The following is a 13446-nucleotide window of genomic DNA, read 5'->3' on the forward strand; positions in this document are numbered from 1 at the left end:
GTTAGTACAAGGTTCCAAAAGTTTATCACAATCGGCTACTACTTTCATTGGGATTCGGATTGTGCGGTTTGGATCGCCTAACTTAAGGGTAGACTGAGGGTATCCTGAAGCGCTACCAATTAAAAATTGATATGTTTTTGTAGTAGGATTGTATGATTTTTGAGGCTGAGGATTGGTTGCTGTGCCATCACCTGCATTATTTAGATCGGGTTCACCATTGGTTACTACTGTAATATTAGATGGTAGTTTTACTGTAATAGTAGCACGCCTAATATTTTCAGCTCCTACATTTTCATAGCTTAATTCATAGAAGAAAGCTTGATTAGGACTAAGATGGGTTATAGGGTTACCTGATGTATCTACATAACGTTGAGAAGTTTTTAACTTCAAGGCATTAGACTTGACTGTTACTACAAATGTACAAGTGCTAATGGTTGCTAATAGATTATCTTTGAAAGTGTAAGTAACTGTATGAACACCAATAGGGAAGATATCTCCTGGAGCGTGACTACGTGTAGTAGTAATTCCTCCTGAACAAGTAGGATATGCTTCTGGTTCACGCCATTGTACTGCCTTGCCACACTGTCCAGGATCAACAGTAACTTCTATATTACTTGGACAATTTTTAACAAGAGGGGGCTCATCTATAGGAGGTAACACTACAGTAACTGTTTTGGTATAGATAGTGCTATTAGTACAACCTATTCCTGGCTTGAGTTTATACTCAGCCATATAAGTAGTAGTGGTATAGATAGCCTCCCAAAAACTTTCGCCTGTGCGTAATGGATAAGTTGTTGTTTTATCACCATTAGCATCAAGTTTAAACCAATTGATATCAAAAAGATGTTCTGAAAGCCCTAATTTCACACGTGCTTGATTTCCAGTACAGAAAGGTACAGGGCGATCGATCACCAAGAATGGATTGAAAGCATTGGTGAGGTCTATATCTACATCTTTAGGTACTGTTTGGCAACGGTGCTCGGTTTCTATAAGGTAGTAACCTGTAGTAAGATTTTCAAATATATTAAAGTATTTATTATCACTTGCCTCGAGTTTCACTGTTTCTTTAAGAGTTGCAGTGGTAGCTGTAGCTGATGTTTTTTGATATAAGCGGAAAGTAAGCGGAAAATACACTTCTTGTCCTGTTACATCAACAGCTATCATACCAGTGGCACTTCCTTGGTGGCAAATTACGGGATTCACCACTGGATTGAGTTTAACGAGATCTGGGATAGAAATTTCCTTATAAAAAGTGGATGAACCCGGAATACCAGGATCTGTTAAACTAGTTTGATATATAGTTCCTGATTTCTGACGAAGGAAGGAATTGTAATAAAAAGCTGTTGTCCTGATTCTATATTTACCTGTAAGCAAGTTGACGAACTCACCTGTATGGTTTCTCACATAAGTAAGACCACTTGGTTGTTTTACTTCTCTCCAAGTTTTATGACCATAGGCATCTTCTATTTCTTGCTCTAAATACACAAAAATGTAAGGATCTTTATAAATTTGGTTTCCTATATTATAAATTATTTTTCCTATTTCACAGTCTTTCTCGTACTTCAACTCTGGTTTGTAAGCAGGCATACCTGGCACATAGATAATCTTATCGGTTGTTATACCACAAGCGTCTGTAGCAGTAACTTTGTAGTTTCCTTCAGGTAAATTTGTATAACCATAGCCACTTCCACTTGTTGTAACTTCTAAAGGGAAAGTGATAGTGCGAGTACCTCTATCAAAGAAACTTATTTTACCCTCATAAGAACGTGTTGTTACACCATCAGCTGCCTCTAACTTGAATTTCAAAGGATAAGCAAAGTTACCAACTGAATAGTTAACTTTAAAAGATCCTGTTCCTTCATATACTCCATAGCCAGTTTCTATATTATCCCATATTTTATCTATATTTGTAGTAGTAGAAACAGGATATTTAATTTCTTGTATATCAGAGCATTCTCCATAACAATTATTAGAGTTCTTATAAGTTAACCTATAAAAACCTTCTCCTACATTATCTAAATAGATATAGCCACTACCATTCCATTGAGCTTGCCCAGCTCCTGGGACAGTTCTAACCATAGGCACCACAGTCCAAGGGCCTGAAGCTGATGTAGCTTTCTCTAAGGTAAAATAAGATATATCTTGAGTGTGTGTCCATCCTAATAGATAAGAGTACGTACCTCCATCTATGTTAGGCATATTTCTGTATTGACTGTTTAAAAAGTAGTAGTAAAGATACAATCGTCTATCTAAACCACAATTTCGATTGTGGGAATAGTTCCTTACTGTTAATATTTTATCTTTAGGACAAGTAATAGGGTCAATCTGCTCGTTAAAACGTACTTTTTCTACAATAGTATTATTAGGTCCTTTGATAGTTACCTCTATTTCATCTCCTTTTTCGAATATATAGTCCTTTATATAGAACCCATAAAGGTCGAATGTATTTGATATATCGATTTGGGGTTTAGAAGAGTTTAGAAAACGTACAACAGCAGTACCAGGCTTACTAAAATAAGTTTTTATTGCTGTCGCATCAGAAATTCCAGAATGTATCCAATTACCATCAGGCGTTCTTACAATTCTAAATCTACCATTGTATTTGCCACAATTATCTTTATGCATCACCATATACCTATCATGCATCCTGATATTGATACACTCTAAAGAGTATTGATCTACAGGAATTTGTATAGAAGGGTAACGACGAGTTTCACCACACTTATCACCTATACTAGTAACATCCTTTATTTGGAGCATTATCACTGTATTCTTAAGGATTGGGTGAGAGCTAGTACCTCGCACCTCTATATAGTTACTTCCTGAAGGTCGTGTAAATCTTTGAGTTGGGACTAATACATTATTCCCTGTAGCATCCAGAATTGTAACATCAAAAGGCCCTTCACCTCCGTTAGGGATTTGAAAACGAACACCTCCTGAATATTGGATTCCGCAAGTAGGTGCTAAAGCTTGCAAGCCTTGCACGTTCATAATTTTGTAGTTAGACTCAGCATCTACTTCACGTTCTTCAAAAGCACCTGTATCTTCATCACGCACAATGATTCTATACTTTCCAGCCTTTAAGTTATAGAAAGTATATTCAGCAGGAGCCGATGGAGAAGAACGTTTCATACGAAACATATCACCTCCTTGACCATCACCCTGTATTTCTACAATAAACTTACCATTTGAAGGCAAACATATCGCAGGACGAGGAGATACTTCCTGAGCTGTTACTTTTATCTGATTATCATTATAACAATTCCCTTTGATAGAAGTCGTTTGCACATTGATACATTGGGAAAAACCCGCAACTGTGAAGATTAAAAATACAATCGCTGTAAGAAACTTTTTCATCTTTTTTACTTTTAAGCTATAAGTAATAATTATTTCGTGTGTAATTTATACATATAATTAACGCCACAAAGGTAATGTCTTTTTCTTATTTATACAACACCTTCTTTATACAACAACCTTATTCTAAGAAAATAATCCCATAATCATTTTATTATCAGAAAATTAAATAGATGTTAATTTATTGTTAAAGTTTCATTTTTGCAAGTACTAAGGGATAAAACATAAATTTTGACACTTCAAAAATTCATATTCTCTCTACCCCTTCACTCATCCTATAATTAAAAGCACTTTGTATTGATAGTGAACCTACAGCAACTAAATTTTAAAAACTATTTATTTCAAACAATCTCTAAAAAAAATTGTTTATTACTTTTTTTTTCGTATCTTTGCCCTTGTAATTAAAAAACAAATATTTATTTAATGACTACATTAGTAATTCTTGCCGCAGGCTTAGGAAGTCGTTTTGGCTCTGATAAACAATTGGAAAATATACACAATGGCAATGCCTTATTCGATTATGGCATTTACGATGCCCTACAAGCAGGTTTTGACAACATCGTGTTAATTATTCGTCGCGAAATAGACTCTCTCACTCGCCAGCACCTTGAAAACCGTTTCAACAATGTCCCCATAACTTATGTATATCAAGAAGACTACAATCCTAAAGGCATTGAACGAAAAAAACCTTGGGGTACAGGTCATGCTATGCTCTGTGTGAAAGAGTTTGTGAAAAATCCTTTCCTCATTATCAATGCCGATGACTACTATGGCAAAGAAGGCTTTAAATTAATGTACGAAGCCCTCAACTCCGAAAAAGAAAAAACATTCTTCTCTGGTGGGTACTTACTCAAAAATACTTTGAGTGAAAACGGCACAGTATCTCGTGGCATCTGTGAAGTTGATGAAAACCACCACTTACTTTCTATTGACGAAGCCACTAAACTGCGAAAAAATAGTGACTCTACTGCTATCGACGAAGCTACAAACATTCAGTACCCCCTCAATACTTACGTCTCTATGAACTTCTGGGGATTTACCCACGATGTTTTCGATATAGCCGACCACTATTTCAACGAATTTGTAACCGAACATTGCAATGATCCTAAAGCTGAATTTTACATCCCTATGGTTGTACAACATGCTATCAAAGACTATGGATATAAACTGGAAGTATTACCTAACCATGACAATTGGTTTGGGATGACCTACCACGAAGACCTTGTAATAGTACAAAATGAAATACAAAAACTAGTTGACAAAGGCGACTACCCCGATCGTTTTTAATAAAATGTTTAACCCGTAAGAAATAATAAGTTTTTTTTCTTACTTCTTATCTCTTACCTCTCTCCTAAATACAATGAAAGAAATAGCCAATCTTTTTGAGCTAAAAGGTTCCCTCCTTTCTGTAGAACCTTATGGCAATGGGCATATCAACCGCACCTATGTAGTTAAAACTACCAAAACTAATTATATCCTTCAAGGGATTAATAATAATGTTTTTAAAAACCCTGATAGTATCATCAAAAATATTGAACTACTTTGGGAAACTGAACCTAACAACCACATCATCTTACCAATGATTACCACTAAACAAGGTAATTATTCTGTAAATGCTGAAAATATTGTATGGCGTGTGTTCCCTTTTGCCGAGGGCTATACTTCTTATGAGTTTATCGAAGCTCCTTGGCAAGCCGAAAAAGCCGCTACTGCTTTTGCTACTTTTATGAAAACCTTTGCTAACATTGATACTTCTCGCTTGCAAGCTACCATTCCTAACTTCCATAACGGGCATTTGCGTTTCCAACAATTAGAAGATGCTTACGCTCAAGCTACTCCCGACCGCAAGAAAAAAGCTCAAAAACTATACGAGTTTGCACAACAACACAAAGTGATTTTCGACCTTATTCAAAAAGAAGTAGACGAAAAGCGCATACCCATTCGTGTAACTCACAACGACACCAAAATCAATAACGTACTCATCAATAAAGAAAACCCTGATGATTTTAGAGTAATTGACCTCGATACAGTAATGCAAGGTATCTTGTTGTACGATTTTGGTGATATGGTACGTACTTCGGTAAGCCCTACTGAAGAAAATGAACCTGACGATACTAAAATTGTATTCAATACTGAATTTTTCGAAGCCCTTTGCAAAGGTTTTTCTGTAATGAACTCAGTAATGACAGCTTCTGAAAAGGCCCATATAGTAGATGGAGCTAAATATATGATATTCATCATCGGCATCCGCTTTTTAGCCGATTATTTCAACAACGATATCTATTTCAAAATCTCATACCCCGAAGAAAATTACATCCGAGCTCGCAATCAATTCGTACTTTTCCAACGTTTAGAGGACAAAGAAAATGAGTTGAAAACGATTGCAGCAAAGTATTTCAATTAGATTCTGATGTAATATACAAACACACAATAACGACTAAATAATAACTAAAATTAAAAACTATATGAAACACTTAGAACAAAAGTTTCAAGAAGTTTTCGGTGCTCCTGCCGAAAAACAATTCTTCGCACCAGGACGTGTGAACCTCATCGGTGAACATACCGACTACAATGGCGGTAATGTGTTCCCTTGTGCTATCGACAAAGGTACTTACGGTCTCGTGAAAAAACGCAACGACCGCAAATTCCGTATGTATTCTGAAAATTTTGCCGACCTCGGCATTATGGAGTTCACTCTTGATGAACTTACTAATGAAAAAAAACACGACTGGGCTAACTACCCTAAAGGTGTGATTAAAATGTTCCTCGAAGCAGGTCAGAAAATTGATTCTGGTTTCGACATTCTCTTCTCTGGAAATATCCCTAACGGCGCAGGACTTTCTTCTTCTGCCTCTATCGAAATGCTTACCGCTATCGTGCTGAAAGACCTTTTCAACCTTTCTATTGACCCAGTGGAAATGGCTCAATTAGGCAAAAAAACTGAAAACCTATTCATCGGGGTAAACTCTGGTATTATGGATCAATTTGCGGTAGCTATGGGCAAGAAAGACAATGCTATCCTCCTTGACTGCAACACCCTCAAATACGACTATGTGCCCGTAGTGCTAAAAGATGAAGTAATCGTTATTGCCAACACTAACAAACGTCGTGGTTTAGCTGATTCTAAATATAACGAACGCCGTGCAGAATGTGATGAAGCCTTAGCCGAATTGCAAACCAAATTGCCTATCAAAGCCTTAGGAGAACTCTCTATTGAACAATTTGAAGCCAACAAAGACCTCATCAAGAGTCCTATTCGCCAAAAAAGAGCAAAACACGCAGTATATGAAAATCAACGCACTCTTAAAGCGCAAAAAGAACTTTCTGCAGGTAATTTAGCTGAGTTTGGCAAACTAATGAATCAATCACATATTTCTCTACGTGATGATTATGAAGTAACTGGTGTAGAACTCGATACTTTAGCTGCCCTTGCTTGGGAACAACCTGGGGTAGTAGGTTCACGTATGACGGGAGCTGGTTTTGGCGGTTGCACTGTGAGCATCGTTAAAAAAGACAAAGTAGACGATTTCATTAAAAATGTAGGCGAGGCTTACAAAAACAAAATAGGTTATGCTGCCGATTTCTATATCGCTTCTGTAAGCGATGGCGCTAAAAAACTATAAACAAGACAAAGTATGATAACCATCAACAAAAGCCTGTTCGGTACTCACAACGGACAGGCTGTCTATCAATATACCTTACAGAATGCGAACGGCTTTCGCGTGTCTGTTTTGAACTTAGGCGGTACTATTACCGAAATAGCTGTAAAAGACAAACACAATGTACTGAAAAACGTAGTATTAGGCTATGCTCATTTAGAAGATTACATAGGTAATGGTGCCTACAATGGTGCTACCATAGGGCGCACTTCAGGGCGTATTCATAACGCTGCTTTTACTATCGACGGAAAAACTTATCACCTTTTTAAAAACAATGGTGAAAACTCATTACACGGTGGTAAAGAGGGTTTTAGCAGTAAAGTTTTTGAAGTAAAAGAACTCTCTAATGGCTTAGAAATGTGTTATACAAGTCCTGATGGTGAAGAAGGCTACCCTGCTAAGGTAGATTTCAAAGTGATTTACACTATCACTGATGACAACAGCCTGCACATTGCTTACGAAGCCGTTGCCGATGCCAAAACCTACCTGAATATCACCAACCACAGTTATTTCAACCTCTCTGGTGATATGGAAATGAATGGCGATACCCAAGTATTACAAATCGCTGCTGACAATATCTGTGAATTAGCAGAAGGATTGATACCTACGGGTAATTATATAGCTGTAGAAGGTACTACTTTCGATCTCCGCAAAGGAAAAGTCATCGCCGAAGGTATTGCTGAAGGACATCCCCAATTCGAAATCACTCGCGCTTACGACCACCCTTTTGTACTCAACCACAGCGGACTTAATGGCGCTCCTCAATTAGTATTACACTCTCCTCATAGTGGTATTACTATGGAAGCCTATACTACCCAACACGTGGCTGTGATTTACACCGGTAACTTTTTAGATGATGTAGCCGTATTCGATAAGGTATGTACTGCCAAAGAAAAACCTGCTAAAAATCCACGATTTGTAGGAGTAGCTATTGAGATGCAAGACTTCCCCGATGGTATCAATCAGCCTAAATTTGCAGTAAAACCTTTAGAAAAAGGAGAAGTGTACAAACACGAAACCATTTATAAATTTAGGAGTTAGAAATTAGTTTGAAAATGGATATTTACATTGAAATAGAAACCCTCATCAGCTATGCTATATTGCACGGATTGGTGAAGGAAGACGATCGTATACTTGTAACTAATGCTGTTTTAGAAAGCATTGGATGTGATAGTTATACCGAGTTTACAGAAGAAGAAACCGCAAAAATCGCTAAAAAAGCTGCCGAGATAGTCTACCCTACTGAGGAACTTGATCGCTTGGTAGAATGGGCTGCCCAAAATGGCACTCTATCTACTGATACTCTTACCTTCCGCGACCTGTTGAACTCTAAGATTATGGGGCAAGTATTGCCTCGTACTTCTGTGATTCGCAACGACTTTTGGAACAAATACCAAAGTAACAAAGAGCAAGCTACCCAATATTTCTATGAACTAAACAAACAAAGTAACTATATACGAACTGATAGAATTGCTAAAAACATCTTGTGGGAACACAAAAGTCCTTATGGCGATTTAGAGATTACTATCAATCTTTCTAAGCCTGAAAAAGACCCTCGTGATATTGCTGCCCAAAAAGATGTAGTTGCAACTAACTATCCCAAATGTTTGCTTTGCAAAGAAAATGAGGGTTATATGGGGCGTGTGAATCACGCTGGACGCCAAAATTTGCGCACTATTAAGTTAGATTTAGCTAATGAGGAATGGTTTTTCCAATACTCACCCTATATCTATTACAACGAGCATTGTATCGTCTTTTCAAGTGAACATCGCCCAATGAAGATTGACAAGGCTTGCTTTGAACACGTATTAGGCTTTGTAGAACAATTCCCTCACTATTTCTTAAGTTCTAATGCCGATTTGCCTATTGTGGGAGGTTCTATCCTCTCTCACGACCATTTTCAAGGTGGGCGACACGTATTCCCTATGGAAAAAGCCACCATTAAAGAACGTGTGAGTTTCAAAGGATTTGAAGATGTGGAAGCAGGCATCGTAAATTGGCCTATGAGCGTATTGCGATTGCGCGGTGAGAAAGACCGTCTCATTGCCTTAGCCGATGTAATTCTGCAATCGTGGATAAACTACAACGATGAATCATTAGGCATCTACTCACATACTGAGGGTATGCGTCACAATACTGTTAACCCTGTGGCACGCTTCAAAAACGACAAATACGAACTTGATTTGGCTTTGCGCAACAACCGTACGGATACTAAGCACCCTATGGGAATCTTCCACCCCTACGAACATCTGCACAACATCAAAAAAGAGAACATCGGGATTATTGAGGTGATGGGATTAGCAATTTTACCTGGTAGACTAAAGACTGAAATGGCAAGTATCAAAACCTTACTCAGTGAAGCCCTTTCTGCAGGTAACAGCTTTAGCCCTGTTTATACCAAAATGAATAATGACTCCGATTTGCAAAAACACAGCCAATGGTTAGAACGCTATATGAACCTCAACCCTACCCCACTCTCAATTGATAATTTAGATGACTTTATCAATAAAAGTATAGGCGATACTTTCTGTGAGGTATTAGAAAACTGCGGCGTGTTCAAACATACCCCTGAAGGTGAGGAAGGATTTAGGAAATTCGTAAGCCAAATTTGCTAATTATTTGTATTTTTGCGTTTTAATATTAACTTTTATACGATGAAAAAACACTTCTTACTACTCTTTTTATGTGCTTTTGTACCCTTTAGTTCTTTTCTATGGGCTCAAACTCACGTATCAGGTAAAGTAATCGATGAAAATGGTCAACCTATAGCTTTTGCTAATGTGTTATTTCCTAAAACTACTATTGGTGCTTACACCGATGATGAAGGACGTTTTTCTCTATACTCCGAAAAAAAACAAAAAGAATTAGAGGTGTCTTTCATAGGATACACTACCAAAAAAATCCATTTAGAAAAAGATAACACTAAAGGATTGGTCGTAGTACTCGTAGAAGGTGAACAGTTAGACGCAGTAACTATTGTAGCAAAACCTAAAAAGGTGCTTTCTAAAAAAGAAAACCCTGCCTATACTGTTTTGCAAGGCATTTGGAAAAATAAAAAGAAACGCGGATTGCAAAATGCAACAGCTTATCAGTATAAAAAACACACTACTACCGAGTTAGGGGTGAACAACCTCGATACGGTCTTCCTCAAAAAAGCCTTAAACAAAGAATACGATACGATTAGAAAAATCCTCTCCGAGAAAAAGTACAAGGAAACTTTTTCTCTCCCAATGTATCTCACCGAAAAAATAGAAACTGTTTATGGCAATAATCAGTTGGGTAAAAAACGTGTAGATATAGAAGCTGAACGTGCTCAAGGTATTGTACAACAAGGTTTTGGTTTGGAACGCGTGAGCCAATCGTTTGACGAGTTTGAGATTTACGACAATACTTATATGATACTCAACAAGCCGTTTGTGAGTCCTCTATCCGAATTTGGTTATGGTGTGTATCTCTATGTATTAAGTGATACTATTCAAAAAGATGATCGCCAATTCTACCGTATCAATTTCTTCCCTCGTGACGATCAAGATTTGGCTTTACAAGGGCAATTTGATGTAGATACCAAAACCTTCATAGTGAGTGCTATACAAATGCACACCACTCCTAAAACTAATATCAACTTAGTACGCGGACTTTCATTTGAAAAATACTTCACCATTGCAAACGATAGTATTTATCTACCCGAACGCGAAATTCAGGTAGGCGATTTTACGCTAATCACTAAAAAAGAGGAAGAAAAAGGTCTCTATGTAAAGAACTATATCAATTATTCCGATATATTGTTAAACAAAGCTAAAACTGCTGAATTTTACGACCAGCAAATAGTAAAAACTGCTAAAGATCAATTTCATAAAGACGATGCTTATTGGGATAACAATACCTTAGGAGGAGCCGACCTCACCAAAACCAAACTCCTCATTCGTGAGGTAGGAAGTAATAAACGCATTAAAATGATAGGCGATGTAACCGATGTGGTAACTTCTGGTTATATTCCTATTGGTAATTATATGCAATTTGGTAGGTTTTGGCAAACTTTCTCAAGTAACAATGTAGAAGGATTGCGATTGCGTGCTGGTTTCCGTTCATTTATCTCTACCGATGACCGTTTTCGTGCCTATATTTATGGTGCTTATGGGTTGAGAGACAAACAGTTTAAATACGGATTCAGCGGTAAATACCTCCTCTCTCACAGTCCGCGTATCACCCTCGGGGCTGGTTATCAGAATGATAATCTGCAATTAGGCACTTTCGTAATGCACGATGATACCGAATTGAATTTCGAAAAGACTACCAACTTTATCATTGCACGTGGTGAAAATTACTATCTCACCCGCAACAAAAAAATACAAGGGGTAATCAATTACAACATCATTCCTAATTTGCAGTTTTCAATTTTTGGTACTTACCAAAAACTCTCTTCTGCAAGTGAAGAAAACTTCTTGATTGCCTACCAAAATCCTAAAACAGGAGATGTAATTCACGAGTACGACAACTTCTATACAGGAGCTCAGCTTTCGTTCACTCCTCACCGAAAAGTATTTGGTTATGGTGTAGAGCAACGCTATGGCAAAAAACTCTTCCCTATATATACCCTTAAATATTCTAAAGGGGTAGATGGGGTAATAAACAGCAAGTTTGATTACGACAAAGTCCAAATGATGCTTTATAAACCCATTCCACTCTTTGGTTATGGTATTTTTCACGCCAATATAGAAGCTGGAAAAGTGTTTGGTACAGCACCACTTATTGCTTTAGCACCTACACCTGCAAACCAATCATACTCATCAGCACCTAACACTTTTGCACTTTTAGACTACTACGATTTCATCACTGATACCTATATTAATGGTTACTTTGAGCACCATTTTGATGGTTTCTTGTTAAACCGCATTCCTTTCTTGCAAAAATTGCGCTTTAAAAGTGTACTTTTTGGTAGATTTGCTTACGGAACACTTTCAGAAAAAAATAAACAAGCAAATATTACTAATATTATATTCAATTCGCCCGAAAAACTCTATTGGGAATACGGATTTGGTATTGAAAATATAGGATTGGGCAACTTCCGTTTTATACGAGTAGATTTCGTATGGCGTAACGATTTCAACGATGTAAATGGCGTACGTAATCCTAAATTTGGAGTGCGTATCGGGATAGTACCATCATTCTAGTAAGAAATAAGAGATGATAAAAGAAAAAGTTAAAAAAAATCTCATACAATTAGGAGACTTATTTTCTAACACAGAATTATTTAAGGACATTTTTGAAAAAGCCGAACAGCAAAACAGCTGGTTTACTCGTGCTAATTTAGAATTTGCCTTTACATCGTGGAGTGAAGCCCTCAGCGAAAGTAATGTAGAACAGTGGCTATCGCAGTATCAATTACCACAAGCTACTTCAGCTAAAAAAGTATTGATAGTAATGGCTGGCAACCTGCCATTAGTAGGTTTTCACGATTTATTATGTGTGTTAGTAGCAGGACATCAGGCTATCGTAAAACTATCAAGTGATGATCGTGTACTACTCCCCTATTTACTTGAAAAAATAAAAGATTTTGCTCCACAATGGACTGCTTCTGTACAATTTACTGACGAAAAAGTAACCGATTATGATGCTGTAATTGCAACAGGTAGCGACAATACTGCCCGCTATTTTGAATATTATTTTGGTAAGAAAACACACATCATTAGAAAAAACCGACATTCAGTAGCTGTACTCACTGGAGGAGAAACTCCTGAGCAGCTTTTTGCTTTAGGTAAAGACATCTTTCAGTACTATGGTTTAGGTTGCCGCAGCGTCTCTAAACTTTTTGTTCCTAAGGGATATGATTTTAACTTGCTATTTCAAGCAATTTATCCTTACAAAGATATCATCCAAGAACAAAAGTACGCCAATAACTACGATTACAACAAAGCCGTCTACCTAATGAGCCTATACCAGCTCCTCGAAAACGGATTTCTATTGCTAAAAGAAGACGAGCATTACGGTTCACCTATTGCTACCCTTTTTTACGAATACTACACTGATGTAGATAGCTTAAAAAAGAAACTCACTACCGATGCTGAAAAGATACAATGTGTAGTCGCACACAATTTTATAACTGAAGAAGTAGCCTTTGGAAAGACCCAAACTCCCCAGCTATGGGACTACGCTGATGGGGTAGATACCCTAAATTTCTTACTCAAATTATCGTGAAACAACTCAAAAACAATAACTAACAAAACAAAATATTAAATTTATAAAATATTAATTATAAGATACTTATAAAATATTTTAAAGTTTTTTTTAAAAAAAGTACTAAAAAAAATTGCAGATATAAAAAAAAGTAGTACTTTTGCCACCGCATTGAGAGAGAAACAATGCCTAAATAAACCAAATTGGTCCGTTCGTCTAGGGGTTAGGACGCAAGGTTTTCATCCTTGTAACAGGGGTT

General features: G+C 37.1%; 8 protein-coding genes. 7 read left to right on the forward strand and 1 reads right to left on the reverse strand.

Annotated elements, in window-relative coordinates:
- Window positions 1-3357, reverse strand: a 3357-nt coding sequence (locus Q0162_RS13145) for an HYR domain-containing protein (protein ID WP_297892612.1), incomplete at its 3' end; no start/stop codon positions are given.
- Between the two features lie 420 nt (window positions 3358-3777).
- On the opposite strand from Q0162_RS13145, the gene Q0162_RS13150 reads away from it, so the two are divergent.
- The 7 genes from Q0162_RS13150 to Q0162_RS13180 all read left to right on the forward strand — a co-directional run bounded on the left by Q0162_RS13150 (window position 3778) and on the right by Q0162_RS13180 (window position 13208).
- Complete coding sequence (locus Q0162_RS13150; protein ID WP_297892614.1) at window positions 3778-4641, forward strand: sugar phosphate nucleotidyltransferase; 864 nt, start codon at window positions 3778-3780, stop codon at window positions 4639-4641.
- Between the two features lie 73 nt (window positions 4642-4714).
- Window positions 4715-5758 carry a phosphotransferase enzyme family protein gene (locus Q0162_RS13155; protein ID WP_297892616.1) on the forward strand — a complete coding sequence of 348 codons (1044 nt, stop codon included), beginning with the start codon at window positions 4715-4717 and terminating at the stop codon, window positions 5756-5758.
- Window positions 5759-5819: 61 nt separating this feature from the next.
- Window positions 5820-6977: a galactokinase gene (locus Q0162_RS13160; RefSeq protein WP_095897904.1), complete on the forward strand. Its 1158-nt coding sequence runs from the start codon at window positions 5820-5822 to the stop codon at window positions 6975-6977.
- Window positions 6978-6989: 12 nt separating this feature from the next.
- The gene (locus Q0162_RS13165; RefSeq protein ID WP_297892621.1) at window positions 6990-8054 is read left to right on the forward strand and encodes an aldose epimerase family protein; all 1065 of its coding nucleotides are present in this window, start codon (window positions 6990-6992) and stop codon (window positions 8052-8054) included.
- Between the two features lie 14 nt (window positions 8055-8068).
- Window positions 8069-9628 carry a UDP-glucose--hexose-1-phosphate uridylyltransferase gene (locus Q0162_RS13170; RefSeq protein WP_297892623.1) on the forward strand — a complete coding sequence of 520 codons (1560 nt, stop codon included), beginning with the start codon at window positions 8069-8071 and terminating at the stop codon, window positions 9626-9628.
- Between the two features lie 39 nt (window positions 9629-9667).
- Window positions 9668-12184 carry a DUF5686 and carboxypeptidase-like regulatory domain-containing protein gene (locus Q0162_RS13175; RefSeq protein WP_297892627.1) on the forward strand — a complete coding sequence of 839 codons (2517 nt, stop codon included), beginning with the start codon at window positions 9668-9670 and terminating at the stop codon, window positions 12182-12184.
- Window positions 12185-12200: 16 nt separating this feature from the next.
- Window positions 12201-13208 (forward strand): acyl-CoA reductase, encoded by a 1008-nt coding sequence (locus Q0162_RS13180; RefSeq protein ID WP_297892629.1) that lies wholly within the window; start codon window positions 12201-12203, stop codon window positions 13206-13208.
- Window positions 13209-13446 lie beyond the last annotated feature (238 nt).

This window comes from uncultured Capnocytophaga sp., from assembly GCF_937936315.1.
GTDB lineage: Bacteria > Bacteroidota > Bacteroidia > Flavobacteriales > Flavobacteriaceae > Capnocytophaga.